General features: G+C 30.4%; 28 protein-coding genes and 1 pseudogene. 18 read left to right on the top strand and 11 right to left on the bottom strand.

Annotated features, from left to right (window positions below; genetic code table 11):
• Positions 1-173 (bottom strand): annotated as a pseudogene (locus AC1RRU_RS11275) (IS6 family transposase); the annotation flags it as partial.
• A 79-nt stretch (positions 174-252) separates the two neighbouring features.
• Here AC1RRU_RS11275 and AC1RRU_RS11270 point away from each other — a divergent pair.
• Positions 253-1,224: a hypothetical protein gene (locus tag AC1RRU_RS11270; protein WP_002499392.1), complete on the top strand. Its 972-nt coding sequence runs from the start codon at positions 253-255 to the stop codon at positions 1,222-1,224.
• A gap of 594 nt (positions 1,225-1,818) precedes the next feature.
• Positions 1,819-2,493: an IS6-like element IS257 family transposase gene (locus AC1RRU_RS11265; RefSeq protein ID WP_001105994.1), complete on the top strand. Its 675-nt coding sequence runs from the start codon at positions 1,819-1,821 to the stop codon at positions 2,491-2,493.
• A 667-nt stretch (positions 2,494-3,160) separates the two neighbouring features.
• On the opposite strand, the gene AC1RRU_RS11260 is transcribed toward AC1RRU_RS11265, so the two are convergent.
• Positions 3,161-3,508, bottom strand: a complete 348-nt coding sequence (locus AC1RRU_RS11260; protein WP_011274430.1) for a MerR family transcriptional regulator — start codon at positions 3,506-3,508, stop codon at positions 3,161-3,163.
• 77 nt (positions 3,509-3,585) lie between these two features.
• Between AC1RRU_RS11260 and AC1RRU_RS11255 the strand changes: the two genes are divergently transcribed.
• The 6 genes from AC1RRU_RS11255 to AC1RRU_RS11230 all read left to right on the top strand — a co-directional run bounded on the left by AC1RRU_RS11255 (position 3,586) and on the right by AC1RRU_RS11230 (position 7,851).
• Positions 3,586-4,269, top strand: coding sequence for a type 1 glutamine amidotransferase domain-containing protein (locus AC1RRU_RS11255; protein WP_002434046.1), 684 nt, complete (start codon positions 3,586-3,588; stop codon positions 4,267-4,269).
• A 21-nt stretch (positions 4,270-4,290) separates the two neighbouring features.
• A complete protein-coding gene (locus AC1RRU_RS11250; protein WP_002434095.1) occupies positions 4,291-4,956 on the top strand; it encodes an SDR family oxidoreductase in 666 nt (221 codons plus the stop codon).
• A 3-nt stretch (positions 4,957-4,959) separates the two neighbouring features.
• Positions 4,960-5,964, top strand: a complete 1,005-nt coding sequence (locus AC1RRU_RS11245; protein ID WP_002434486.1) for an NADP-dependent oxidoreductase — start codon at positions 4,960-4,962, stop codon at positions 5,962-5,964.
• 8 nt (positions 5,965-5,972) lie between these two features.
• Positions 5,973-6,338, top strand: a complete 366-nt coding sequence (locus tag AC1RRU_RS11240; RefSeq protein WP_002434567.1) for a DoxX family protein — start codon at positions 5,973-5,975, stop codon at positions 6,336-6,338.
• Positions 6,339-6,873: 535 nt separating this feature from the next.
• Complete coding sequence (locus tag AC1RRU_RS11235) at positions 6,874-7,491, top strand: CadD family cadmium resistance transporter (protein WP_011274431.1); 618 nt, start codon at positions 6,874-6,876, stop codon at positions 7,489-7,491.
• An 18-nt stretch (positions 7,492-7,509) separates the two neighbouring features.
• Complete coding sequence (locus tag AC1RRU_RS11230; RefSeq protein ID WP_011274432.1) at positions 7,510-7,851, top strand: ArsR/SmtB family transcription factor; 342 nt, start codon at positions 7,510-7,512, stop codon at positions 7,849-7,851.
• Between the two features lie 19 nt (positions 7,852-7,870).
• Here the strand turns inward: AC1RRU_RS11230 and arsC (AC1RRU_RS11225) are convergent, their stop codons facing one another.
• Genes arsC (AC1RRU_RS11225) through AC1RRU_RS11215 form a run of 3 tightly spaced genes read right to left on the bottom strand, consistent with a single transcriptional unit; the run spans position 7,871 to position 9,896 of the window.
• Complete coding sequence (gene arsC / locus AC1RRU_RS11225; protein WP_011274433.1) at positions 7,871-8,272, bottom strand: arsenate reductase (thioredoxin); 402 nt, start codon at positions 8,270-8,272, stop codon at positions 7,871-7,873.
• A 17-nt stretch (positions 8,273-8,289) separates the two neighbouring features.
• Complete coding sequence (arsB, locus tag AC1RRU_RS11220; protein ID WP_172592548.1) at positions 8,290-9,582, bottom strand: arsenite efflux transporter membrane subunit ArsB; 1,293 nt, start codon at positions 9,580-9,582, stop codon at positions 8,290-8,292.
• Positions 9,579-9,896 carry an ArsR/SmtB family transcription factor gene (locus AC1RRU_RS11215; protein WP_011274435.1) on the bottom strand — a complete coding sequence of 106 codons (318 nt, stop codon included), beginning with the start codon at positions 9,894-9,896 and terminating at the stop codon, positions 9,579-9,581. The genes arsB (AC1RRU_RS11220) and AC1RRU_RS11215 overlap by 4 nt, the downstream gene beginning before the upstream one ends.
• A gap of 252 nt (positions 9,897-10,148) precedes the next feature.
• Here AC1RRU_RS11215 and AC1RRU_RS11210 point away from each other — a divergent pair, with 252 nt between their 5' ends.
• The 3 genes from AC1RRU_RS11210 to AC1RRU_RS11200 are packed head-to-tail and all read left to right on the top strand — an operon-like array spanning position 10,149 to position 14,162.
• Entirely contained in the window at positions 10,149-12,212 is a 2,064-nt protein-coding gene (locus AC1RRU_RS11210; RefSeq protein WP_046464721.1) for a heavy metal translocating P-type ATPase, read from the top strand.
• A gap of 14 nt (positions 12,213-12,226) precedes the next feature.
• A complete protein-coding gene (locus AC1RRU_RS11205; RefSeq protein WP_011274438.1) occupies positions 12,227-13,660 on the top strand; it encodes a multicopper oxidase family protein in 1,434 nt (477 codons plus the stop codon).
• A 19-nt stretch (positions 13,661-13,679) separates the two neighbouring features.
• Positions 13,680-14,162, top strand: a complete 483-nt coding sequence (locus tag AC1RRU_RS11200; protein ID WP_070855475.1) for a YdhK family protein — start codon at positions 13,680-13,682, stop codon at positions 14,160-14,162.
• Between the two features lie 205 nt (positions 14,163-14,367).
• Here the strand turns inward: AC1RRU_RS11200 and arsC (AC1RRU_RS11195) are convergent, their stop codons facing one another.
• From arsC (AC1RRU_RS11195) to arsD, 5 genes are all read right to left on the bottom strand, one after another.
• Positions 14,368-14,763 carry an arsenate reductase (thioredoxin) gene (gene arsC / locus AC1RRU_RS11195; protein ID WP_011274439.1) on the bottom strand — a complete coding sequence of 132 codons (396 nt, stop codon included), beginning with the start codon at positions 14,761-14,763 and terminating at the stop codon, positions 14,368-14,370.
• Between the two features lie 18 nt (positions 14,764-14,781).
• Positions 14,782-16,074 (bottom strand): arsenite efflux transporter membrane subunit ArsB, encoded by a 1,293-nt coding sequence (gene arsB / locus AC1RRU_RS11190; RefSeq protein ID WP_053023289.1) that lies wholly within the window; start codon positions 16,072-16,074, stop codon positions 14,782-14,784.
• Positions 16,074-16,388 carry an ArsR/SmtB family transcription factor gene (locus tag AC1RRU_RS11185; RefSeq protein ID WP_011274441.1) on the bottom strand — a complete coding sequence of 105 codons (315 nt, stop codon included), beginning with the start codon at positions 16,386-16,388 and terminating at the stop codon, positions 16,074-16,076. Before AC1RRU_RS11185 ends, arsB (AC1RRU_RS11190) begins: the two co-directional genes overlap by 1 nt.
• Before the next feature lie 139 nt (positions 16,389-16,527).
• Entirely contained in the window at positions 16,528-18,258 is a 1,731-nt protein-coding gene (gene arsA / locus AC1RRU_RS11180) for an arsenical pump-driving ATPase (RefSeq protein WP_011274442.1), read from the bottom strand.
• Positions 18,239-18,586: an arsenite efflux transporter metallochaperone ArsD gene (arsD, locus tag AC1RRU_RS11175; protein WP_011274443.1), complete on the bottom strand. Its 348-nt coding sequence runs from the start codon at positions 18,584-18,586 to the stop codon at positions 18,239-18,241. The genes arsA and arsD overlap by 20 nt, the downstream gene beginning before the upstream one ends.
• Before the next feature lie 281 nt (positions 18,587-18,867).
• Between arsD and AC1RRU_RS11170 the strand changes: the two genes are divergently transcribed.
• The 5 genes from AC1RRU_RS11170 to AC1RRU_RS11150 all read left to right on the top strand — a co-directional run bounded on the left by AC1RRU_RS11170 (position 18,868) and on the right by AC1RRU_RS11150 (position 21,485).
• Positions 18,868-19,062 (top strand): hypothetical protein, encoded by a 195-nt coding sequence (locus AC1RRU_RS11170; protein ID WP_002454594.1) that lies wholly within the window; start codon positions 18,868-18,870, stop codon positions 19,060-19,062.
• A 45-nt stretch (positions 19,063-19,107) separates the two neighbouring features.
• The gene (locus AC1RRU_RS11165; RefSeq protein ID WP_002449352.1) at positions 19,108-19,428 is read left to right on the top strand and encodes an ArsR/SmtB family transcription factor; all 321 of its coding nucleotides are present in this window, start codon (positions 19,108-19,110) and stop codon (positions 19,426-19,428) included.
• Positions 19,429-19,515: 87 nt separating this feature from the next.
• A complete protein-coding gene (locus AC1RRU_RS11160) occupies positions 19,516-20,400 on the top strand; it encodes a permease (RefSeq protein ID WP_011274444.1) in 885 nt (294 codons plus the stop codon).
• Positions 20,401-20,413: 13 nt separating this feature from the next.
• Positions 20,414-20,542: a hypothetical protein gene (locus AC1RRU_RS11155; RefSeq protein ID WP_002449516.1), complete on the top strand. Its 129-nt coding sequence runs from the start codon at positions 20,414-20,416 to the stop codon at positions 20,540-20,542.
• Between the two features lie 259 nt (positions 20,543-20,801).
• The gene (locus tag AC1RRU_RS11150; protein WP_493196590.1) at positions 20,802-21,485 is read left to right on the top strand and encodes a hypothetical protein; all 684 of its coding nucleotides are present in this window, start codon (positions 20,802-20,804) and stop codon (positions 21,483-21,485) included.
• Between the two features lie 389 nt (positions 21,486-21,874).
• On the opposite strand, the gene AC1RRU_RS11145 is transcribed toward AC1RRU_RS11150, so the two are convergent.
• Positions 21,875-22,534 (bottom strand): hypothetical protein, encoded by a 660-nt coding sequence (locus AC1RRU_RS11145; protein ID WP_176746102.1) that lies wholly within the window; start codon positions 22,532-22,534, stop codon positions 21,875-21,877.
• 133 nt (positions 22,535-22,667) lie between these two features.
• Between AC1RRU_RS11145 and AC1RRU_RS11140 the strand changes: the two genes are divergently transcribed.
• On the top strand, positions 22,668-24,032 hold the full coding sequence (locus AC1RRU_RS11140; protein WP_053026406.1) for a YqeG family HAD IIIA-type phosphatase: 1,365 nt from the start codon (positions 22,668-22,670) through the stop codon (positions 24,030-24,032).
• An 807-nt stretch (positions 24,033-24,839) separates the two neighbouring features.
• Positions 24,840-26,246, top strand: a complete 1,407-nt coding sequence (locus AC1RRU_RS11135) for a glycosyltransferase family 2 protein (protein ID WP_053028218.1) — start codon at positions 24,840-24,842, stop codon at positions 26,244-26,246.
• Positions 26,247-26,360: the final 114 nt, after the last annotated feature.

Raw genomic sequence — 26,360 nt, 5'->3', positions numbered from 1 at the left:
TCTTCCAAATTTGATATAAAATTGGGGCATATTCTTGAACCCAACGGTAGACCGTTGAATGATGAACGTTTACACCAAGTTCCCTTAATATTTCAGATATATCACGATAACTCAATGCATATCTTAAACAGTAGCCAACGGCTACTAAATTGTTTATATCTGAAATAGTTCATACAGAATACTCCTTTTGGTTAAAATTATACTATAAATTCAACTTTGCAACAGAACCATAAATGTAATGGAGAGGATAATATGAAAGAATTAGAAAAAATACTTGAAGATCCAAAGGTGTCAGAAGATGTAAAAAGAACAGTGCAATCAATGAATAAAGATGGTATGCAATTATTAAATGATTACTATGATGAAAATTCTAATTTTTATCAACGAGCTCAACCTGAGCTTATTGCAAATAAATTCTATGCAGATCCAAGTAAAATTAAAAATTTATATCATTATACTACCTATGAAGCATTTGAAAAAATTCTATCTTCATCTACTTTTTTAATTGGATCAATTCACTATATGAATGATGATAAAGAAATTAAATATGTATATGAGTTAATGAAAAAGGAATTGAAATTATTGGAGGCACCTAATGATATAATCCTCAAATTAGAAGAATTAAATACTATTTTGCCAGATGATGTATATGTTTGGTCTTTTAGTGAAAATGATTATTCACAAGCGTTATCAAATTATGGTGATATTGCGCTAGGATTTGATAGTCAGGGAATAATGGAGCAACTTGCAAGTTATTACTCAAAGGGCAAGAAAACACTTGATGAATATACAGTTGGTAATGCATATGTTTTTCCTGTAAAAGTGGAATATGATTATGAAGTACAGTCTAAATATATTAAAGCTTTAGCTCATGCTTGGTTGGTCGCTCATGATAATTTTAAATATGACCCTGATGATATGGAAGTAATAATAGGGAGTATAGTACAAGCACTGCATTTCTTTTCATTAGTGTTCAAAAATCCGTATTTAAGACAAGAAGAAGAAATTAGATACATTATTTTCAACATTAATGAGGATAATCTATTAAAGCCTGAATTGTATATGAATAGTAAACCATTCACAACTTGTAGATTAACACATGAAATGTTAAAAGAAGTAATCATTAATCCTAAAAGTCAAAAAAATTTAAACGATGTAAGCACAATGCTAAATAGGGAAGGTTTTACTAGAACTTCAGTCAATATGAGTAAATTACCTTACTAATGTATTAATTATAAGTAATTAAAAGGGAAAGTTTAGAATCCATGTTATATTTTATTTCTAAACGGTTTATTTTTCCACCTATAAAATTGGGTTTTGGAATATATATAACTTCTAAAATTAGATTTATGTTATATCTTGACTTCAATTCTTTTACTAACTCAATAACTATTTTTGGTACCACTTTCTTTCTAATTCCTTGTACTTTTTTTAAATCTCAATTTCTACACCATTTCCACGAAGTATCAGCTCGCGATTTAATTTTTATATTAGTTTATCCATTATTTCTTTTCTGCTGTATCTATTTTGCTTCATTTCTACTACTTTATCTTTTGTTTCAACTGAATAAGAGACTCTGTTCATAGAAAAAACACCTCCGTATGATTCATTTTAATATGAATTCAACGAAAGTGTTTTTATATAATTCCCACTAATTGGGGTCAGTCTATTTATATAGAGGTGTTTTTATTTTATTCCCACAATTTGGGTCAGTTCAAAGAATACTTCGCCTTTTTATTTTAATATATTTATCATTTTTTATGGTTCTGTTGCAAAGTTGAATTTATAGTATAATTATAACCAAAAGGAGTCTTCTGTATGAACTATTTCAGATATAAACAATTTAACAAGGATGTTATCACTGTAGCCGTTGGCTACTATCTAAGATATGCATTGAGTTATCGTGATATATCTGAAATATTAAGGGAACGTGGTGTAAACGTTCATCATTCAACGGTCTACCGTTGGGTTCAAGAATATGCCCCAATTTTATATCAAATTTGGAAGAAAAAGCATAAAAAAGCTTATTACAAATGGCGTATTGATGAGACGTACATCAAAATAAAAGGAAAATGGAGCTATTTATATCGTGCCATTGATACAGAGGGACATACATTAGATATTTGGTTGCGTAAGCAACGAGATAATCATTCAGCATATGCGTTTATCAAACGTCTCATTAAACAATTTGGTAAACCTCAAAAGGTAGTTACAGATCAGGCACCTTCAACGAAGGTAGCAATGGCTAAAATAATTAAAGCTTTTAAACTTAAACCTGACTGTCATTGTACATCGAAATATCTGAATAACCTCATTGAGCAAGATCACCGTCATATTAAAGTAAGAAAGACAAGATATCAAAGTATCAATACGGCAAAGAATACTTTAAAAGGTATTGAATGTATTTACGCTCTATATAAAAAGAACCGTAGGTCTCTTCAGATCTACGGATTTTCCCCATGCCACGAAATTAGCATCATGCTAGCAAGTTAAGCAAACACTGACATGATAAATTAGTGGTTAGCTATATTTTTTTACTTTGCAACAGAACCAGAATGAAGGAGCCATTCGTTTTTATACAAAACATCAATTTGAAATACGATCTAAGGAATTTGAAGTAGAAACTCAAGAATATGAATATTTTATGAAATGGGATAGTAATTGAAATTACAAAAGTACCAATAAGTAATTTTATGTAAAAAGATAACAAATAATATACTCTATCAAGTCCCACAACTTGAGAGAGCTTTTTGTATATATTAAGCATTTATGCTACTAGTTGATATTAGATGTAAAGTATTTATAGTAGTAATATATCGTTTTATCTAGCTGTACGAAAAATCAATTACAAAAAACCCCATCAACAACCGATAAGCAGAACTCGTCAAGAGATGTCAGATAAGATAGTTTTAGTACTCTGTAATTTTAGGTATAAGGTATATTATAACCGTTTTAGCCTATCCATCCATCGCCCACTCATTCTATTCTAGCTTATCCACCCGACGCAATTTTCTGACTCATTCCAGCTTTGCCTATCCACCTATCGCCTTTACATACACACTTCATCTTTAAAATCTAAAATTTCCTTATGCTTATTCATTAACTATTCCTCCATACTCTTCTCATCGTTCTTTTAATTCACACACTCCCTTTTCCCTCGTCACTTAGTCATGGCAGTTTGTAATTTTTGTTCAATTAAGTCGATATGTGTACTGATCAAGTTCCGTTGTTCATTCAAGAATTCTAGGTGTGCGCGTAACACGCTTGGGACATCTATTTGGTTTTGATAAAGCATGTCTGTGTTTTTTCGGATTTCTTTTAATGGCATATTCAAATTGCTTAAGCACTGGATAAATTTAATCATTTCGATATCGTCGTCTGTGTATAAACGCTTGTTATTGCTATCTCTGTCGATGTGTTTTAAGATACTCTTTTTCTCGTAATAACGCAGTTTGCTTTTAGGTATATTGCAATAATCTGAGACATATTCAATGTAATATTGTTTCATGTAAGCATATCCTTTCTCTTAAACCAAGGTTTAACTGATATTGTATTCTATATAAACATGAATGAGGAGGAAAGACAATGAAAAAGGCTTTAATTGTTGTAACAAACATTGCGAAATACGATAATTTAGAAAGACCTACAGGTGCGTGGTTCTCAGAGGTTACGCACTTTGCGAAAGATTTCTATGACGCAGGTTATGATGTTGATTTTGTAAGTCCGAACGGTGGGTATGTGCCTCTTGATCCTATCAGTCTTAGCCCTGAAATGATGGGAGCCGAGGACTGGGAATACTACACGGATCATGATTATATGAATAAATTTGGACAAACATTATCTCCAAAAGAGGTTAATCCTAGCGACTATCAAGCCATTTACTTTGCAGGTGGACATGGTGCGATTTGGGATTTAAGAAATAACAAAGAACTAAACGACATTGCGCTAAGTATTTACAATAACCAAGGCGTTCTCTCTTCTGTATGTCATGGTGCGGCTGGTCTACTCGATATTAAAGAAAATGGCGATTATCTCGTTCGTCATAAAGATGTGACTGGTTTTACAAATAGTGAAGAACAAGCAAATGGTACAACTGAATACATGCCATATTTATTAGAAGACGAATTTATTAGTAACGGTGCACATTTTAAAAAAGAGGCTGACTGGAGTAATTTTGCAGTCGTAGATGGTCGCATTGTCACAGGTCAAAATCCCCAATCAGGACATGCAGTTGCTGAAAATGCTTTAAAAATCTTAGCTAATCAATAATTTTATAAAGGAGCGATACACATGAAATCATTAATTATCGGTGCTAATGGTGGCGTCGGTCAACATCTCGTACGTAAACTGAAAGCAAGAGATGTTGATTTTACTGCCGGTGTTAGGAAAGAAGAACAAGTTGAAGCTTTAAAAGCAGATGGTATCGATGCAACTTACATTGATGTCGCAAAACAATCTATTGATGAATTAATAGAATTATTTAAATCGTATGATCAAATCCTTTTTTCCGTCGGTTCTGGTGGGAGCACAGGTGACGATCAAACAATCATTGTAGATTTAGACGGTGCAGTGAAAGCAATTAAAGCAAGTGAACAGATCGATCATCAACACTTTATTATGGTATCAACGTACGACTCACGCCGAGAAGCGTTTGATGCGTCAGGCGACTTGAAACCATACACCATTGCTAAACATTATGCGGATGACTACTTAAGACATGCAAATTTAAAATATACCATCGTGCATCCAGGCGCTTTAACAAACGAACATGAAACGCAACAATTCAATATGAGTGCGCAATTTGAAAATGTACAAAATCCGTCTATTACAAGAGAAGATGTAGCAGAAGTGCTTGTTTCTGTATTAACTGATGAAGTATTACAAGGTCACGAATTCCAAATCATCAATGGTGATTTGTCATTATTAGACGCAACGACTAAATATCTGGAGGAATAATAAATGAATAATCAACAAGTTGTACTTGCAAAACGACCACAAAGTATCCCTCAAGACGATGTATTTAGATTTGAAACAATAGAAACTCGAGAACCACATGCAGGTGAGGTTCAAGTAGAATCCATTTATGTATCTGTAGATCCTTACATGAGAGGCAGAATGAATGATACAAAAAGTTATGTTCAACCTTTCCAAGTGAATGAGCCATTACAAGGTCATATTGTTGGAAAAGTCACACAATCGAACGATGAACGTCTATCTGTCGGCGATTATGTCACAGGCATATTACCATGGAAAAAGATAAATACAGTGAATGGAGACGATGTGACCCCTGTGCCATCAAAAGATGTACCATTACATTTATATTTGAGTGTTTTAGGCATGCCGGGAATGACAGCCTATACAGGATTGCTTCAAATTGGTCAGCCACAATCTGGCGAGACGGTTGTCGTGTCAGCTGCATCAGGTGCAGTAGGCTCTGTCGTAGGACAAATTGCTAAGATTAAAGGCGCAAAAGTTGTCGGTATTGCTGGTGGTAAGCAGAAAACAACATATTTAACAGATGAATTAGGATTTGATGCGGCCATTGACTATAAACAAGATGATTTCGCACAGCAACTCGAAGCGGCTGTACCAGATGGTATTGATGTGTATTTTGAAAATGTTGGCGGCGCAATTTCTGATGAAGTATTTAAATACTTAAATCGATTTGCACGCGTTCCGGTATGTGGTGCAATTTCAGCATATAATAATGAAAAAGACGATATTGGACCACGTATCCAAGGAACGTTGATTAAAAATCAAGCATTAATGCAAGGTTTTGTAGTAGCACAATTCGCTGATCATTTTAAAGAAGCAAGCGAACAACTCGCACAATGGGTGTCTGAAGGTAAAATTAAATTTGAAGTGACGATAGATGAAGGTTTTGACAATTTACCTTCTGCATTTAGAAAGTTATTCACAGGAGAGAATTTTGGTAAACAAGTTGTCAAAGTCGCTGAAGAATAGAGAAGACTATGAAAAATATCATCGTAAGATTCATATTTAGTTTACTGTTTTATAAAAGTGGTGTTTCACACTTTAAAAATAAAGATATGTTTTTAAAAATCGTGCCGTCCTATTTACCTTTCAAACACGCAATAGTTAAGTGTTCGGGCATATTAGAATTTATAATTGTTTTTTATGTACTCGGTGCTAAAAATAGATCACGCGTAAGAAAAGTAGTACAAGGATTCCTTTGGCTCGTATTTCCTGCAAATATTTACGCTGCACGTAAGAACATCTCTTATAAAGATGAAAGAGATAGAACAGATAGTGTTAAGCAGCATGTCATTCGTTTACCATTACAATTTGTCATGGTCGCACTTGCGAAACTATTATAAGACTTATCATAGCCACGCCTGGAACATTACTTTTGTTCCAGGCGATTTTTTAATATTTACACTTAAAATCGACGTATATCAAATGATTCTCTTGACAACGCTTATGTGCTCTTTGTTTAAATAAGCTCATATCAGACATTTACTTTTCAATTTTTCTATAGTGATAAGCTTCTAAATTAAGAAAAGCATAAGTTAATTTGCGTGTATGAGTGTAAGAATAAATAAAATAATTATATTTTCATATAATTATTATGTGGCATTGTACCATTAATGTAATAATGTGGCCTGTAAGACAAATATGAGGAGGGTTCTATAAGGTGCTTCTTATTATTGAAATTGTTAAAAAAACAAAATGCAATGAACTGACAAATTAAAATCGCTTTAAGTCGTATTCTCAAAGAATCTATAAATCACTCGTATATACACAGCCCCTTACTATCAGTTAAAGTTTCGCTTTTCGATTCGTAATAATTATTCATAAAGTATACAATATATGATACAATTCATTCAAATATATATTTGAATGAGGTGCTCTATGGTTCAGACTATTGTAACTGCGGCAATACTTTACATTGCTACTGCAGTAGACTTATTAGTAATACTATTAATATTTTTTGCAAGAGCAAAGACTAGAAAAGAATATAGGGATATTTATATAGGTCAATATTTAGGATCGATTATCCTCATATTAGTCAGTTTATTTTTAGCTTTTGTGTTAAATTATGTTCCAGAGAAATGGATATTAGGTTTATTAGGTTTGATCCCCATCTACTTAGGTATAAAAGTTGCTATTTATGATGATTGTGAAGGCGAAAAAAGAGCAAAAAAAGAATTAAACGAAAAAGGTTTGTCCAAATTAGTAGGGACTGTTTCTTTAGTGACAATTGCAAGTTGTGGTGCAGATAATATTGGTTTATTTGTCCCTTATTTTGTAACATTGGATATTGTTGAATTACTGACTACCTTAATTGTATTTTTAGTTTTAATTTTCTTTTTAGTATTCACAGCACAAAAACTAGCTAGAATTCCTGGTGTGGGTGAAATTGTTGAGAAGTTCAGTCGTTGGATTATGGCTGTTATCTACATAGCATTGGGCTTATTTATTATTATTGAAAATGAAACCATACAAACGATATTAGGATTTATATTATAAATTAAGGTGTGACTTAATATGAGTAACAATAAAATTTGTGACGTCATTTGTGTTCATGAGGAAAAAGTGAATTATGCTTTAAGATTTTTAAAAGAAGAAAAAACTCAACGGCTTATCAATACATTATTAAAGATAAGTGATGAGAATAAGCTGAAAATTATATTAGCTCTAATTAAAGAGAAAGAATTATGTGTTTGTGACTTATCTATAACATTAGGTTTGAGTATAGCTTCAACATCACATCATTTGAGAGCGCTGTATAAAAGAGACGTGCTGGATTTTTACAAGGATGGGAAAATGGCATACTATTATATCAAAGATATAGAAATGAAATCATTATTAATAAAATGTATGACTTAAATATAAAGAAACGCTCACATTAAACGAGCGTTTCTTTGAATTCTTGTATTCTTTTTCCAATTTCATCTCTAACACGTTGAAATTCTGGCCATTCTTTTCCTGCTGGATCATCAAAGCCCCAGTGTTCTTTTTTAACATTAGGTGGTAATATAGGGCAATTATCGTCTGCATCACTACATAATGTTACGACCAAATCTGACTGTTCTAAGATATCACTATCAATCAAATCTGATGTATGGTTTGAGATATCAATATCCACTTCTTTCATAGCTTCTATTGCTTTAGGATTAACACCATGCGTTTCTATACCAGCAGAATAGACATTCCAATCTTCACCCAATATTTCCTTTCCCCAACCTTCAGCCATTTGGCTACGACAAGAGTTACCACTACATATAAAATAAATTGTTTTCTTATCCATAATTAAAGCCTCTTTTCTTAAAATATGATTAGTGTAAGGTATAAACCTAAGAGTGTTACAAATAGGACTGGAATAGTAATGATAATTCCAGTTTTAAAGTATGTTCCCCACGAAATCTTCACACCTTTTTGTGTTAAGACATGTAGCCACAATAATGTTGCTAAAGAACCAATTGGCGTAATTTTAGGTCCTAAATCAGAACCTATGACATTCGCATAAATCATACCTTCTTTTAATATACCTGTAGCACTAGATTGACCAATAGCTATTGCGTCTATTAAAACAGTAGGCATATTATTCATAATTGATGATAAAAAAGCTGAAATAAAGCCCATGCCCATAATACTGCTGAATAATCCATGGCTTGAAATATTGGATAATACATCAGCTAAAATTGTTGTGATTTCTACGTTTTTTAAACCAAATACAACTAAGTACATACCAATAGAAAATAGAACGATATTCCATGGCGCACCTTTAATCACTTGTTTTGTATGAACTGCTTTTGATTTATGAGCTAATATTACAAAGATAAAAGCAATAATACCAGCAATAATTGATACAGGAATTTGGATAAACTCGCTAACAAGATATCCAACGAGTAGTACTGCTAATACTATCCATGAAAGCTTAAATAACTTAGAATCTTTAATTACACTTTTAGGATCTGATAGATTTTCTGTATCGAACGTTTTAGGTATGGATTTTCTGAAATATAGCCATAATACAACAATACTTGCAAGTAAAGAGAATAGATTGGGAATCATCATGCGACTTACATATTCAATAAATCCAATATGGAAGTAGTCAGCAGAAACGATATTAACCAAATTACTTACAATTAGTGGAAGAGACGTAGTATCTGCAATGAATCCACTTGCAATGATAAAAGGAAAAATGACTTTTTGATTAAACCCTAAATTTCTTACCATAGCGAGCACGATTGGAGTGAGAATTAATGCAGCTCCATCGTTCGCAAAGAAAGCTGCTACAATAGCGCCTAACAACATAATGTAGACAAACATTTTAAACCCATGACCATTTGAAGCTCTGACCATATGTATAGCTGCCCATTCGAAAAATCCAATTTCATCTAAAATTAATGAAATGAGTATAACAGCGACAAAGGTTAACGTCGCATTCCAAACAATCCCTGTAACTTCAATAACATCCGAGAGACTGACAACGCCTGTAATAATAGCGATGATAGCACCAAACAATGCTGTAATACCAATATCTAACCCCTTAGGTTGCCAAATAACAAACATGAGAGTTAAAAGAAAAATAATAATCGCTAGAATAGTCATTATGTACATTCACCTGTCTTTATCTTTTTACACATACATTGTTGAGTAGGAGAGCTAATATAAGTTAATTCATTGTTGATTGAATCTAAGGACTTATGATTAAGTCGGTACATGCGCTTAGTACCGTCTTTTCGTGTAGATACTAATTCATTATCTACTAGAATTTTCATATGATGACTTAATGTAGGTTGTGAAAATTGAAAATACGCTAATAAATCACAAGCACATAATTCACCGCAAGATAATAAGTCTAATATTTCTAATCGACTTGGATCCGATAAAATTTTTAATTGTAATGATAGTTCCTTATAAGACATATGGATGTCATCCCTCCTTTATTATAGATTATCATCTATATAGATAATACTTTTTGCAATAATACATTTAATTAAAACCTTGTTTTAAACATCGATGACAAGGTCTAATGTAGGACGTGGAGACATCATTTTCGGAATGATATAAATAAATCCATAAATGGAGATAAATCGAAAACATTTATACCCCTATGGGGTATGTGTTATAGTATAAGTATAACTAATATAATATTTTCATAAATAGGAGGGGTTAATTTGAATAATAATGGTGAAGCGCATAATCATCAAAATCATATGAATCATTCCAATCACATGCATCATGATAACCATGAATCACATCATCATCATAGTGGCCATGCACATCATCATGGAAATTTTAAAGTTAAGTTTTTTGTTTCATTAATTTTTGCAATACCTATCATTCTTTTATCGCCAATGATGGGTGTTAACTTACCTTTTCAATTCACATTTCCAGGTTCTGAATGGGTAGTGTTAATATTAAGTACAATTTTATTCTTTTATGGTGGTAAACCGTTCTTGTCTGGTGGTAAAGATGAAATTGCTGCAAAAAAACCAGGCATGATGACCTTAGTTGCTCTAGGTATTTCAGTAGCTTATATTTATAGCTTGTATGCTTTTTATATGAATAACTTTAGTAGTGCAACTGGTCATACAATGGACTTTTTTTGGGAATTAGCAACCTTAATTTTAATTATGCTATTAGGACATTGGATAGAAATGAATGCTGTCGGAAATGCTGGAGATGCTTTAAAGAAAATGGCAGAACTGTTACCTAATAGTGCGATTAAAGTTATGGATAATGGCCAACGCGAAGAAGTTAAAATATCAGACATCATGACTGATGATATCGTCGAAGTAAAAGCCGGAGAAAGCATTCCAACAGATGGTATTATCGTTCAAGGACAAACATCTGTAGATGAATCCCTAGTCACTGGAGAATCTAAAAAAGTCCAAAAAAATCAAAATGACAACGTCATCGGGGGTTCTATTAATGGGTCTGGAACAATACAAGTCAAGGTTACAGCTGTGGGAGAAGATGGATATCTTTCTCAAGTTATGGGACTTGTTAATCAAGCACAAAATGATAAATCTAGTGCTGAATTGTTATCTGATAAAGTGGCGGGTTATTTATTCTACTTTGCTGTAATTGTTGGCGTGATTTCTTTTATTGTTTGGATGCTCATTCAAAATGATGTTGATTTTGCATTAGAACGTCTTGTAACTGTGTTAGTCATTGCTTGTCCACATGCTTTAGGCTTGGCAATACCTTTAGTCACTGCACGTTCTACTTCAATTGGTGCACATAATGGTTTAATTATTAAAAATAGAGAGTCTGTAGAAATAGCTCAACATATCGATTATGTAATGATGGATAAAACTGGTACTTTAACTGAGGGTAACTTTTCTGTGAATCATTATGAGAGCTTTAAAAATGATTTGAGTAATGATACAATATTAAGCCTTTTCGCCTCATTAGAAAGTCAATCTAATCACCCATTAGCTATAAGTATTGTTGATTTTACGAAAAGTAAAAATGTTTCATTTACTAACCCACAAGACGTTAATAATATTCCAGGTGTCGGATTAGAAGGTCTAATTGATAATAAAACATATAAAATAACAAATGTCTCTTATCTTGATCAGCACGGATTTGAATATGACAATGACTTATTTATAAAATTAGCTCAACAAGGTAATTCAATCAGTTATTTAATTGAGGATCAACAAGTCATTGGCATGATTGCTCAAGGAGATCAAATTAAAGAAAGCTCAAAACAAATGGTAGCTGATTTACTATCAAGACATATTACACCAGTCATGCTTACAGGTGACAATGATGAAGTGGCACACGCTGTCGCAAAAGAATTAGGTATTAGTGATGTCCACGCACAACTCATGCCAGAAGATAAGGAAAGCATTATAAAAGATTATCAAAGTGACGGTAATAAAGTCATGATGGTCGGAGACGGTATCAACGATGCACCGAGTCTTATAAGAGCCGATATTGGTATAGCAATTGGTGCAGGCACAGATGTTGCAGTGGATTCAGGTGATATCATACTTGTTAAAAGTAATCCATCAGATATTATTCATTTCTTGACCCTTTCAAATAATACTATGAGAAAAATGGTGCAAAACTTATGGTGGGGTGCAGGTTATAATATTGTTGCTGTACCTTTAGCAGCTGGCGCATTAGCTTTTATCGGGTTAATATTATCACCAGCTGTAGGAGCAATATTAATGTCTTTAAGTACAGTTATAGTAGCGATTAATGCTTTTACATTAAAATTAAAATAAAAGAGGTAAACCTTATGTATAATAAAGTTTTTACAATTTTAATTATAATTTTTTCCATAATAATTATTGCGTCTAATGATACTTTCGCAGAAAGTAAGAATGACATGATGAACATGAAAGAAGATAAGAAAAATACAATGGATATGACAAATATGAAACATCATGACGAAAGAAAGAAATTAAATTCTTCACAAGGAAAAAATGAAATAATATTTCCTGAAGTTGCAGAGTCAAAAAAAGATAACAATGGTTATAAAAATTATACATTAAAAGCTCAGAAAGGAAAGACAGAGTTTTACAAAAATAATTTTTCTAATACTCTAGGCTACAATGGAAATTTACTTGGACCAACTTTAAAATTAAAAAAAGGAGATAAAGTTAAAATTAAGTTAATAAATAACTTAGATGAAAATACAACATTTCATTGGCATGGATTAGAAGTAAATGGAAAAGTGGATGGAGGGCCTTCTCAGGTTATAAAACCAGGAAAAGAAAAAACTATAAAATTTGAGGTTAATCAAGATTCTGCTACGTTATGGTATCACCCCCACCCCTCTCCAAATACAGCTAAACAAGTTTATAATGGCTTATCAGGATTATTATATATAGAAGATAGTAAAAAGAATAATTATCCTAGTAATTATGGAAAAAATGATTTGCCTATAATAATCCAAGATAAAACATTTGTATCTAAAAAATTAAATTATTCAAAAACGAAAGACGAAGATGGCACTCAAGGTGATACTGTTCTTGTGAACGGAATAGTAAACCCCAAACTTACAGCAAAAGAAGAGAAAATACGTTTGAGACTTTTAAATGGTTCTAATGCTCGAGATTTAAATCTTAAGCTAAGTAATAATCAAAGTTTTGAGTATATTGCTTCAGATGGCGGTCAATTAAAAAACGCTAAAAAATTAAAAGAAATTAATTTAGCTCCTTCAGAAAGAAAAGAAATAGTAATAGATTTATCTAAAATGAAAGGCGAGAAAGTCAGTCTGGTTGATAATGATAAAACTGTAATTTTACCGATTAGTAACAAAGAGAAAAGTTCTAACAAAAGTAATACACCAAAAGTAAGTAAGAAAATAAAATTAGAAGGTATGAATGATAATGTTACCATTAATGGTAATAAATTCGATCCTAACAGAATAGATTTTACACAAAAGTTAAACCAGAAAGAAGTATGGGAAATTGAAAATGTCAAAGATAAAATGGGTGGTATGAAACATCCTTTCCACATCCATGGAACGCAATTTAAAGTTTTATCTGTGGATGGGGAGAAACCTCCAAAAGATATGAGGGGTAAAAAGGATGTTATATCTTTGGAACCTGGACAAAAAGCTAAAATAGAGGTTGTATTTAAAAATACTGGAACATACATGTTTCACTGTCATATACTTGAGCATGAAGATAATGGAATGATGGGTCAAATAAAAGTAACAAACTAATCAATAGGGAGATTTTAATATGATGAAAAAAGATAAAGACACTAATGACCAAAAAAGTGAGAGCCATATGAAGCATAATGATGAAAGTAAAGTTCCTGAAGATATGACATCGACTAATGAGGGTGAATTTAAAGTAGGAGATAAAGTAACGATTACAGCAGGGCATATGCCAGGTATGAAAGGTGCAGAAGCTACTGTAAAAGGTGCGTATAAAACATATGCCTATGTTGTAAGTTATAAACCCACAAATGGAAATGAAAAAGTAAACAATCATAAATGGGTCGTAAACGAAGAGATCAAAGATGCACCTAAAGATGGATTTAGTAAGGGCGATACTGTTAAATTAGAAGCAAATCATATGTCTGGTATGAAAGGTGCTACAGCCAATATAGATAACGTGAAAAAGACTACTGTTTACGTAGTTGATTACAAATCCAAAGATAATGGTAAAATCATTAAAAATCATAAATGGATGACAGGAAATGAACTGAAAGCACGATAAAAATCTAGTTCTAGATTGAGAAATAAATAGATATAAAAATATCCCCCTTAATCAATAATTTAAATAACTTATTATTGTTAAGGAGGATATTTTTTAGTGTGTAAATTAAATAGATAAGAAAAATGACTAATCCTGGAGATAAATCAAAAAGTATAAAATAATTAATAATAAAAAAGCGTCCCAATGATATTGAGACGCTCAAAGTTTATCTAGTTTTAAATGATTCAATGGCGGTTTTGATTTCATCTCTAACACGTTGGAATTCTGACCAAGGTTTGCCTGCTGGATCATCAAATCCCCAATGTTCTTTTTTTACATTCGGCGGCAATATAGGACAATTATTGTCAGCATCACTACATAAAGTTACTACTAAATCGGATTGGTTTAGTATATTTTTGTCAATTAAATTAGAAGTATGATTTGATATATCAATTCCAACTTCTTTCATAGCTTCTATTGCTTTTGGATTTACACCGTGTGCCTCAATACCTCCAGAATATACTTGCCATTCATCTCCTAAGATTTTTTTACCCCAGCCTTCAGCCATTTGGCTACGGCATGAATTACCTGTACATATAAAGTAAATCGTTTTTTTATCCATAAATAGTTTCCTCTTTTTTTAGAAAATAATAAGTGTTAGATATAACCCTAACAGTGTGATAAATAATACCGGAATCGTTATAATAATACCGATTTTAAAGTATTGTCCCCAAGAAATTTTAACACCTTTTTGAGTAAGCACATGTAACCAGAGAAGTGTTGCTAACGAACCAATTGGTGTTATTTTAGGTCCTAAATCAGATCCGATAACATTCGCATAAATCATGCCTTCCTTGAGTATACTTGTTGTTTGAGATTGACCAATCGCTATTGCATCTATTAAAACAGTTGGCATGTTGTTCATAATGGATGAAAGGAATGCAGCTATAAAGCCCATGCCCATGATACTACTAAATAAGCCGTAATTTGAAATATTTGTTAGTACATCACCAAGAAGCGTTGTGATGCCCACATTTTTTAGACCAAATACCACAAGATACATACCAATAGAGAATAAAACAATATTCCATGGCGCACCTTTAATTACTTGTTTCGTATGCACAGCCTTAGACTTACGTGCTAATAATACAAATATTAAAGCAATGATACCAGCAATAATTGATACTGGAATATTTATAAACTCACTTATTAAATAACCAACTAGCAATACAGTGAGTACAATCCACGAGATATTAAAAAGCTTTTTGTCCTTAATCGCTTCTTTTGGTTCTCTAATATTTACTGCATCAAATTTTCTTGGGATAGACTTTCTAAAATAAAGCCATAAGACAAGAATACTTGCGATTAAAGAGAATATATTAGGTATAATCATTTTACTGAAGTACTCAACAAATCCAATATCAAAGTAATCAGCAGAAACAATATTAACTAAATTACTAACAATTAATGGAAGGGACGTAGTATCTGCAATAAAACCACTAGCAATAATAAATGGGAATATCGCTTTTTTATCAAATCCTAAACTACGTACCATTGCTAAAACAATAGGCGTCAGTATTAAAGCCGCACCATCATTTGCGAAGAAGGCTGCTACAACTGAACCTAAGAGCATGATAAAGATAAACATTTTCAAGCCATTACCCTTTGATGCTCTTACCATATGTATGGCAGACCATTCAAAGAATCCAATTTCATCTAATATGAGTGAAATAAGAATAACTGCAACAAAAGTTAAAGTCGCATTCCAAACAATTCCAGTAACTTCTAGTACGTCTGAAAAGCTTACAACGCCAGTGATTATAGTAACTACAGCACCAATTAATGCAGTAATACCAATATCTAGACCTTTAGGTTGCCATATAACAAAAATTAACGTTAATACAAATATTGTGATTGCTAATATCGTCATCATTAACACTCACCTTTCTCTACTGTTTCACATATACATGGGACAGTACTGGAACTCAATAGAGTCAGTCGTGATGTAATATCATCTAATACATCATGATTCAATTTATATAAATTTTTATTACCATCCTTTCTAGATGTAATTAAATTATTGTCTTTTAATACTTTCATATGATGACTTAATGTGGGTTGAGAAAAAGAAAAATGCTCTAATAAATCACAAGCGCATAATTCACCACAAGATAACAAATCTAATATTTCAAGACGACTACTATCAGCAATCACTTTTAAGTATTGTGAAATTTCTTTATAATTCAATTTTTCTTCTTCCTTTCTACTTGGAACCTTTTATAACGTTGATAATTTTTATTGTCACTTGATAAATTATATACTTGCTTAACTCCTAAATTATTAACTGGTTTAAAGTAGACGCTAGGTCTCATTATAATCAATAACATTAATATTCTGATATTCGATAAGGTATGACAAAGTAATTATTAAGACTTTCATTTTTAATCTTGTTTATCCAAAATGATTCATCTTCTTTTTTGTTACTAAAAAGGTCATCACGTTGATTTAGTGTAACTAACGATTGATTAACAACCCACCAATTATGGCCTATATTAGCTCTATTTAAATCTTCTACTAAACGTTTAGATTCTAAATAAGGTGTTTTTTCTGCTAGTGTTACGATTATCATCTGTGTTAAATTTTTATTTTGAATCTTAGGTAATAATGTTTCAACATTACTGGTAGTTTGAGTTGATTTTTTCTTTAATTCTCTATGATGATTTTCACTAGAATCAAGTAACAGCAAGGTATGGCCTGTTGGAGCTGTATCTACAATGACGTAATCCACGTCGTCTTGATTCTCCATAATGTCACTAAAGGCTTTGAAAAATGCTATTTCTTCTGTACAAGGTGATTTTAAATCTTCCATAATATAATCAATATCGTCTTGTGGTGTATCATCATTCACTGTGGCTAGTACTTCTTTTTTATATTTTTCTAATGCTTGTTCTTCATCAATATAAGCAGTATTTAAATTACTTGTAGTTTCAACATTAATTTCTTTAGTAGGGTCAGTAGTTGCTAAAAGAACACGATATCCTTTATTAGATAACGTTGTAGCTAATTGCGTTGCTACTGTCGTTTTACCAACGCCACCTTTTCCCATTGTAAATAAATATTGAACTTTACTATTTTCAATTTCATCGATTAATTTATTGAATTGCGGATGATCTTCAACAATAAAGTCATCATTTTCAATTAAGTTATCATCATTTAATAGATTAGTTAAACTTTCTATACCTTCTTCTTTCTGCTTTTTATATGGAACGTAATAAGCATGATTGTTATTTAACCATTCAGTAAAATGATTAATGTTTTTATCTTGTTCTGATTTCATCTGACTCGAAATTAAACCGTGACTTTCTTCTATATAGTTGTTAATGATTACTTTGAATTTAGAAATTGACAGTTGTTGTAATTCTTGTTGCGCTCTTTGAATTTCATATATAGAAGAGTGAGTAGGTCTCGCAACTAACATCATGGTCGTATCATCTTGGTTACGTAGTTTTTCAAGTGCTGAATTATATTTAACTCTATTTTCATTTAAACCTGATAATTGACCTAAGCAAGAAGCGTCATTACTCGTTGTATTTAAATAATCTGTCCATGCAGAAGGTAATTCAAGCATTCTCAAGGTGTGACCTGTTGGAGCTGTATCAAATATAATGAAATCAAATTCTTGTTCTAAAGTTTTATCGGATAAAAAATTTGTAAATTCATTAAATGCTGCTACTTCAACTGTACATGAACCACTTAACTGTTCTTTCATTTCAGAAAGCACATCTTCTGGTAGAATACCCTCATAAGGTTCTATAGATTGTGCTTTATAATCGTCTGCAGCAGCAATCGGGTCAAAATTGGCTATAGAGAGATTAGGTATAGGTTGATATTTAGTTAATTTATTAGATAATTCCATTTGAAATACATCTTGTAAATTACTAGCTGGATCAGTACTTACTAAAGCTACTTTCTTTCCATTCTCTGCTAAGTTTAAAGCAATAAAACTTGATATCGTCGTTTTGCCTACGCCACCTTTACCAGTAAAAAACAAATATTTTGTTAACTCAATGTTATCTAGATTCAATTTATTTAAATATTTAACAGCATCCATCTCCATCACAGCATCCTCCATTTCTCATTTGATTAACTGTAATGATTTCATCGGCTTCTTCTTGGGTAATATAAGCGCCCGTTTTAGCTATACCGTCTTCTATAAAAGTGATTGGTAAAACTTCATCACCTTTTTCTTGAATTAAACGAATAACTTCTTGATTTTTAATGAATTCATTCGGATTATTATTCATATTATAACGTTGAACTTCTATTTGATTTTGCTTTAAATATTCATTGATTTGGTTCGCTTTTATTAGTGTTTCATCCGGTTCTGGACCACATACGCCAGTAGAACAGCACATAGCTTTTTCGTATATTTCAATATTTAACATTATACTCACCTCATTAATTAATTTACGATTATAGATTAACATCTATATAGATTGGTGTCTATGTTATTGTTTGAGTTTTAAAAATTTTACTAAATTTAATTCTTAATAATACAATTTATAAAAAAATTATTTTAATATTTCTGTGAGCAATACCTAAGTTTATGTAAAATCATAGTTTTTTTTCTTGCGATAATATAGATATTGATTTATATTTAATATATCAAAAAAAATTGATGTATTAAATATATAAAACTACGTTGACAATAAGGAGGCGTGCTTGATTGCGAGTAAACCATTCAAGTACTTTAACTGTTGGTTACTTTGTAAGTTATTTAAATCTTGTTATGCTATCAAGAGAAATCAATTTAAAAGAAGCTACAATATATATGGAAAAGGAGTTCTTTAAAGGGAATATTAATCAGTATGGAGAATCAACAAAAAATAACTATAAACAAGCAATTCAAGAATTGAAATAAAGATAATATAAACTCAATGAAATATTATAAAAAGGATGGTCTTTTATGGAAGTTATTAAAGCAAAGACTGATATGAGTGAAGATCAACAATTTGACTTTTATGAAAATATGTTTAATGCACTTGCCGATAAAATCAGATTAAAAATACTAAATCAAATTAGCCAAAGCTTCAATAAATCATTATGTGTATGTGATTTAGAAGAATTATTAGATATAAAACAATCTAAACTTTCTTATCATTTAAAAAAATTAGTAGATGCAAATGTTCTTATTGCTGAAAAGCATGGCACATGGAATTATTATAAAATTAATGAGCAGCAAATACAGGTTGTTTTAAATGAAGATACTTGTTGTAAGATACTTTAAGTATCTTTTTTAATGTAGTATTAATCAATTTTTTTTGATTAATAAATCAAGAAATATTGATTAATTAAATTTGGAGGCATTATACTCATGTTAGATTCAATTATGGAATTTATGAAAACATTTGTGATGTTGTTTTTTGAACTATTCATACTATTTATCATCGTGAGCTTTATTGTAAGTATCATCCAGCAGATAGTTTCAGAAGAAAAAATAAAACAATTTTTAAGTAAACCTAATCAAGCTATTAATTATATTTTGGGAATGGCTTTTGGTGCGATGACACCATTTTGTTCTTGTTCTACAGTTCCTATACTTGCAGGTTTATTAAATTCTAAAGTTCCATTTGGTCCTGCAATGAGTTTTTTAATTGCGTCACCTTTAATGAATCCATTAATGATATTTATGTTATGGGCCTTATTAGGTTGGAAAGTTGCTGTTGTTTATTTTATTTTACTAGCAATCTTTAGTGTCTTAACTGGTCTAGTATTTTCAAAAATGAATTTATCTAAAAGTTATAAAGGTGTAACGGTAAAAGGAGATGGGTTTTTCGCTAATAAAAATGGATCTCGTTTTAAACAAGCATTAAATGATGCTTGGGCATTCTTATATCCAATGATTCCTTACTTATTTATCGGTGTATTTATTGGTGCTTTTATATATGGCTTTGTACCCGAAACATTTATTACTAAATATGCGAGTGGAGGTGGCATTATATCCGTATTTATTGCTTCTATTATAGGTATTCCTATGTATATTAGACCTGAAACAATGTTACCTATAGCTGAAGCATTAGCTTCAAAAGGAATGTCGCTTGGGACAGTTGTTGCTTTGATCATTGGTGGTGCTGGTGCAAGTATTCCAGAAGTTGTATTATTATCGAAACTATTCAAGAAAAAATTTGTAATCTCATTCGTTATCGCCATTTTAGTTGTAGCTATTTCTACAGGTTTGATGGTGAACATCGTTATTTAAAGGAGGTGAGATAATGGGAGTCAAAGACGTATTAAAAAAATTAAAACCTCAGGAACAATCTTGTTGTTCTGTAGAAATTGAAGAAAAAAAAGAGAAAAATGAAAAAGAGCAACAGGATAATAATTGTTGTTGTAACAATTAATTTAGAAGTCTGTAAAATATATGCTTCTAATAAATGAACGACAAATTCCAATGTAATAGTATGGAATTTGTCGTTCTTTCGTTTCAATTAAGGAAAATGATGTTGTTTATTTAATATTCTTTAAGACTTATAACAAAAAGACGTTAATTAAAAACCGCATCATTAACCGATACGCAGAAGCATATCACAAATAAAACTAAAAAATAGGTTGCGTAGCACATATTATGAAATAATTCATTAGATAAAGGAGAAATTGTTAATGACCATGTTTCGTGAGGCATTAATATGGCTAATACTCCTAGTATTTAATTTAATAAACACGTTCTTAGTGATTATAGGGAAAACACAATTATTTAAAGTTCCACTATGGAGTACGTGGCTATTATGGGGAATTATTACGATCATTATACTAGGTATTTTATTCTTTAGAAAATATCTACAAAAAACGTATTCTCTGACTAATATAAATTCCGATAATAATGAAAAGTTTAAAGACGGTGAGTTCTTTGTACAAATCCCTTTATACATCATTGAGAATCAAAGTAATGTTATATATGGAAATGAGAGAATGACGTATAAACTTGTTTTCAATAACATGCTACATAAATTAATGAGTCTCTTTGGTATTCAAACAAAATATAGTATACACATGGCTTCTAGTGATAACAATGTGAAAGTAATTCGAAAAAATGTTCGTTCCAATAGACATCAATATACGATTTATTTAAATAGTGAAGAAATAGGCACACTCGAAATGAAAAAATTCTTCAACAGTGGGGGAAAACAACAAATTGCAAAGCGCAGTTTTTTAGATGTTTCAAAAAGCAAGCAAACTAAAAAACGAGGAGAAAAACACGATATACAAATTCACAGTAATAAAATAAGGAAAGAAATATTAATAGCAATCTATTTACAGTGCATTATAAATAAGCAAACACAATAAATTAAGTATAGTTATAATATAAGTTATCAGTAATTATTTATGTTTATCAAATAATTAACGAATAAAGATTTTAGTACAGATATATCCTATTATTATTACTAGTAAAAATGATAACAATGGTAAAAAAACAAACCATATTGACATAAATATCACTCCTTGCTCATAATATTTTTGTTTGAAATTTAAAAATATATAATTGAAAGTGATGGTCTATTTTAAATACATATTAACAAAAATAATCAAGTATGAAATAGGTTGAAGCTAATTTATTTAAATCAAGATACAGATGTTAAATGCAATATAAAAAAGAGTTAATTAAAATTAAATAGTAATCAAAAACAAAGCCTCGATTTTTAATTCGAGGCTTTGTTTTTGTAATGATGAACACTTTATTTCATATGATTGTATACTTTGTCTATTTGTTCTAAGAAAGTTCCACTAAATTTATTATCAAAAAAACCACTTCCGATTGTAAAAGCCCACGGCGAACAAGATTTTATTAAATTTAGCTGTTCATAACTATTTATACTTCCAGCAATACAAATTGGACCATTTACCTCAGCACTTAGTCTTTTTATTAACTCTTCTACATCGTCTACAAAGCGATAAGCTAATAAATCTACTCCAAAAACTCCTTTTGATAAATATTCATTCGCTTGGTTAATCATACTTTCTATAGATCCATCTAATATTGATGGTCTATTATAGACATTCCCTATAAACGGCATATATTTTAATCCGTGTTTTTTACAAAAAGCATTTATTGAATCAAAGTAAACAGTGCCCATTAAAATGTCACAGCCACATTCTAAAGCCATTTCTGCTCCTTTTAATCCTTGTTCCTCTGTGTATTCTACTACTTCAAGGAAAGTTGATTTACCTTGCTTTTTCATGTATTTAAACAACTCTTTCATTTCATTTAATGGTAGACCAGAGTCCTTAAAACCCCAAAATTTTACTTTAGATTTCTTACATTCTTCAAATATTTCATGAGCATTTTTTACTGTAAAGTCATTATAAGTTAACATTACAATCAATTCATTTTTCATTATTTTATTCCTTTCGAAATATATCAATATAAAAGTTTACTATAAATAAAGTTAATACTTATATATTATTGACCTAAACTACAATCTAAATTATTATTTAGATTGTACCATACATAACAAAGGAGTTAATAGTATGAATCCGCTTTTTCCCTCAACTTCAGTAGAGAGTGTGTTTTCAATCGATTATCAAAAATTAAAAGCAATGGGTTATAAAGCAATAATTTTTGATATTGATAGTACACTAGTTCCTCATGGTGACGATACGACAAATGAAATAGATCAATTATTTAAATACCTTCATAAATTAGGATTTAAGACTTTATTATTATCTAACAATAGTGAAGAACGTATTTCTACATTCAATAGAAATATTAAGACTTTATTTATACCTATGGCAAATAAGCCCCATAGAGCAAATTATTTAAAAGCGATTAGGATGTTAAATGTTAATTATTCAGAAGTGATACTTGTAGGAGATCAATTATTTACAGATATCATTGGAGCAAATTTATGTGGTATAAAAAATATTTTAGTCAGATTTTTAAAACATCCAGAAGATATAAAAATTGGCAAAAAAAGACAGTTAGAACGATTAATTTTAAAACTTTTTGCATTAAATAATAAGTTTTTTAAACATTTTCCTAATATTGAAAAGGAGGATTCTAATAAGGTGGTTGAACAGAAAAAATCTCTTAGTGAACGTTACCCTATATTTTATTCAATGGCTGTAAAAAAAGAAACGGTAAAACGTCATATCAAAAATTATAAATCAAATATAAAGTTCGCTACATATAAACAGGATAAAGCTTTACCTAATATGGTACACCAATATAGTTCTTATCTTATAAAAGAGGGAAAAGATATTGATCCCACTTTACAATATAATAAATCCTTTAATATAGGCTTATCTGCTTCAAAAATAAATAAGGTTATTATTCGACCAGGAGAAACATTTTCTTTCTGGAATTTAGTTGGGAAAATAGATAAAAAAAGAGGATATAGAGACGGAAGAGTTATTGTTAATAACAAGGTTCAAGCAGGTTTAGGTGGAGGTTTATGTAATCTAGCTAATACATTAAATTTATTAATCATGCACAGTCCATTAGAAGTTACTGAATTACATACTCATTCAGACGCTTTATCTCCTGATCATGGTAAACGTGTACCATTCGGTACGGGAACTTCTATCTCCTATAATTATGTAGATTATAGATTTGAGAATACTACTAACCAAAACGTTCAGATTCTAATATGGGTAGAGAATAACTATCTAAATGCTGAATTGAGAAGTGAAAAACCATTTGATTATAAATATGAACTTTCTGAAGAAAATCATCATTTTACAAAGATAAATGGTAAATTTTATCGCAAATCAAAAGTGTATAAAAACACAGTTAACCCTTCCGATAATAAAATTATAGATAAACAACTTGTTTACGATAATAAATCAAAAGTGATGTTTGACTATGACTTAATTCCCAAAGAACTAATTAAATGATTTTAACTATTCAGTCTATATAAGTTTTGATTTTTAAGAAAAGGTTAATGGTAAGGTATAATAAAAGTAATTCAAAGTTTTACTCATAATCATTAATATCAATGAAAATACGCTTAGTTACAAGTAGATTGTATCTAAGCGTATTTATATGTCTGCTTCAATTTACGAATTTTCGACTTTCTACAATTATTTATTTTCAGTATTTTTTATTTATAAATGAATATTTTAGATAATTGGCAGTAATTGTTAGGAGAGCGTGCTAATCGATTTTGATGTATTTTAGCACTTTAACATAGTTAGTGATCGATAAGACTTCGATCGCTATAAGCTGGTGATTTTCTATTACATCAATAAATGCTTATTTTTTAATTCAGCATACGTTCATTTAATAAGTTGATATTACAAATAATTAGCCTGCCATTATTTTGTTCAAGTAAAAATATATCCATATAAAATATACTATAAATATAGTTAATTTTAATATACATTATTGACTAAAACTAGAAATCAAATTATTATTTGTATTGCATCATATATAATAAAGTAATTTTTATAGTATGAACACATGTTATCATGCAATTTTAGTTAAATACGTATTCATTTGATTATGTAAAACTAAAATAAATGGGATATGAAGGTTAATTTTATTATTAGTAGTATGCTAATTTCTCATATTGACGAGATAACAGATGGAATAAATTATTATGTGATTAACTTCATAAACTAAGTTTTGAAACTTTATTATTATTAAACAATTGTGAAAAACGTTACATAAACAAAATAATGATTAATCAAAGGGGTTTAGAAATGAAGGTTATAAAAAGTAAAGAAATCAATCATAGGCCTAAAGTAAGTGTACTAATAAGTACGTATAATAAAGAAAAGTTTATTAGCACAACACTAGATAGTGTTTTGAAACAAACAATGAATATGAAAGATTTTGAAGTGATTGTGGTGGACGATTGTTCAACTGATCAAACTTTCGATATTGTTGGTCAAAAAATAGAAGGCTTTGCTAACTATAAGTTTGTTCAATTAGATCAAAATTCAGGTACGCCAGCAAAACCACGTAATTTATCTATTGAATTAAGTAAAGGGAAATATATTCTTTTTATAGATGGTGATGATTGGTTACCAGAGGACGCTTTAGAAAAGCTATACACGCTTTTAAAAACAAATAAGACAGATTATGCTACTGGTTTAACAAAATATGTACACAGTGATCGTATTGCTAGAAGTGGTGTTGCACTATCTAAACTTGCATATAAAAAAGCAGATTTAAAAAATTTTAGAAAATCATTTTATCATTTAGCACCTGCTGGTCGTATGATTAGAGCAAGCGTAATTAAAAAGAATCATATCCAATTTCCAGAAATGATTTTCGGAGAAGATTTACAATTCTTTGCTGAAGTATTTTTCAATACGAAACGCATTAGTACGACACAAGATGTTGTTTATTGTGCTAATCGATATGATGATAATATTTCTCTAGTTAAATCAGAAAGTTCAACAAATATTAATCGAATGAAATGGCAAAGTGAAGCTTATAAACACTTAATGGATAAGTATAAAAATAATAAGCTAATGCCTAATTTATTATATCGTATTATTAATAAAGATATTCTAGAAGCTAAATTCTATAAAAAACGCTTTATTAATGACATAGATGAATTACTGCCAATTTTTCAAAATATTATTCATATGATAGAAGAAAATTTCAATCCTTTAGATTATGTAGATGATGATTTAAACCGACAAGCAATAAAATTAATACGTAAAGGCGATAAAGAAGCTATTATAAATTTTGTTAACTTTTATCTTAAAAAAGATGATAAGCCTCTTCATGAGAAAAATGATATCTATTATTATTCATTTAAAGGGACAAATTATAAAAAAAGAATGCACCCTACATTGCTAAAAATCGAACAAGAGAATGATGAAATTTTCTTGAAATTACTTTCTAAGAATGCGGAGTTAAAATATCTTGAAGTAAAAAATAGAAAAGACCCAACTCAGTTTATAGTATTAGATATTAAGAAAAGTCGTTTCAAATCTGGAGTTTATAGTGTTCAGTTTAAAACAGATAACTTACCTAAAGGGAAATTAGCACTTACAGTTTTTGATAAAGATTTAAATGGTTCAGTAATCAAGTCTGGCATGCGTTTTGATTTTTATGAAACTGTTGGTGGGAATTTAGGATATATTAAAAAGTAATTAAAAGTTAAAACTTAATTATATTAGAACAGTCAATAAGGTTCTGTTGCAAAGTAAAAAATATAGCTAACCACTAATTTATCATGTCAGTGTTCGCTTAACTTGCTAGCATGA

The sequence above is a fragment of the Staphylococcus sp. GW821-FHT11H10 genome, from assembly GCF_058807855.1.
Note: the sequence above shows the minus strand (reverse complement) of the source record. Positions and strands in the feature narration are given on the sequence as shown.

Bases quoted from the DNA above. Each gene is read 5' to 3' on its own strand.
- AC1RRU_RS11140 (WP_053026406.1), top strand. From the start codon at position 22,668: ATGAATCCGCTTTTTCCCTCAACTTCAGTAGAGAGTGTGTTTTCAATC.
- AC1RRU_RS11255 (WP_002434046.1), top strand. From the start codon at position 3,586: ATGAAAAAGGCTTTAATTGTTGTAACAAACATTGCGAAATACGATAAT.
- AC1RRU_RS11265 (WP_001105994.1), top strand. From the start codon at position 1,819: ATGAACTATTTCAGATATAAACAATTTAACAAGGATGTTATCACTGTA.
- AC1RRU_RS11240 (WP_002434567.1), top strand. From the start codon at position 5,973: ATGAAAAATATCATCGTAAGATTCATATTTAGTTTACTGTTTTATAAA.
- arsD (WP_011274443.1), bottom strand. From the start codon at position 18,586: ATGTTAAATATTGAAATATACGAAAAAGCTATGTGCTGTTCTACTGGC.
- AC1RRU_RS11200 (WP_070855475.1), top strand. From the start codon at position 13,680: ATGATGAAAAAAGATAAAGACACTAATGACCAAAAAAGTGAGAGCCAT.
- AC1RRU_RS11150 (WP_493196590.1), top strand. From the start codon at position 20,802: ATGACCATGTTTCGTGAGGCATTAATATGGCTAATACTCCTAGTATTT.
- arsC (WP_011274439.1), bottom strand. From the start codon at position 14,763: ATGGATAAAAAAACGATTTACTTTATATGTACAGGTAATTCATGCCGT.
- AC1RRU_RS11270 (WP_002499392.1), top strand. From the start codon at position 253: ATGAAAGAATTAGAAAAAATACTTGAAGATCCAAAGGTGTCAGAAGAT.
- AC1RRU_RS11235 (WP_011274431.1), top strand. From the start codon at position 6,874: ATGGTTCAGACTATTGTAACTGCGGCAATACTTTACATTGCTACTGCA.
- arsA (WP_011274442.1), bottom strand. From the start codon at position 18,258: ATGGAGATGGATGCTGTTAAATATTTAAATAAATTGAATCTAGATAAC.
- AC1RRU_RS11260 (WP_011274430.1), bottom strand. From the start codon at position 3,508: ATGAAACAATATTACATTGAATATGTCTCAGATTATTGCAATATACCT.
- arsC (WP_011274433.1), bottom strand. From the start codon at position 8,272: ATGGATAAGAAAACAATTTATTTTATATGTAGTGGTAACTCTTGTCGT.
- AC1RRU_RS11250 (WP_002434095.1), top strand. From the start codon at position 4,291: ATGAAATCATTAATTATCGGTGCTAATGGTGGCGTCGGTCAACATCTC.
- AC1RRU_RS11135 (WP_053028218.1), top strand. From the start codon at position 24,840: ATGAAGGTTATAAAAAGTAAAGAAATCAATCATAGGCCTAAAGTAAGT.
- AC1RRU_RS11245 (WP_002434486.1), top strand. From the start codon at position 4,960: ATGAATAATCAACAAGTTGTACTTGCAAAACGACCACAAAGTATCCCT.
- arsB (WP_053023289.1), bottom strand. From the start codon at position 16,074: ATGATGACGATATTAGCAATCACAATATTTGTATTAACGTTAATTTTT.
- AC1RRU_RS11215 (WP_011274435.1), bottom strand. From the start codon at position 9,896: ATGTCTTATAAGGAACTATCATTACAATTAAAAATTTTATCGGATCCA.
- AC1RRU_RS11155 (WP_002449516.1), top strand. From the start codon at position 20,414: ATGGGAGTCAAAGACGTATTAAAAAAATTAAAACCTCAGGAACAATCT.
- AC1RRU_RS11205 (WP_011274438.1), top strand. From the start codon at position 12,227: ATGTATAATAAAGTTTTTACAATTTTAATTATAATTTTTTCCATAATA.
- AC1RRU_RS11230 (WP_011274432.1), top strand. From the start codon at position 7,510: ATGAGTAACAATAAAATTTGTGACGTCATTTGTGTTCATGAGGAAAAA.
- AC1RRU_RS11165 (WP_002449352.1), top strand. From the start codon at position 19,108: ATGGAAGTTATTAAAGCAAAGACTGATATGAGTGAAGATCAACAATTT.
- AC1RRU_RS11145 (WP_176746102.1), bottom strand. From the start codon at position 22,534: ATGAAAAATGAATTGATTGTAATGTTAACTTATAATGACTTTACAGTA.
- AC1RRU_RS11160 (WP_011274444.1), top strand. From the start codon at position 19,516: ATGTTAGATTCAATTATGGAATTTATGAAAACATTTGTGATGTTGTTT.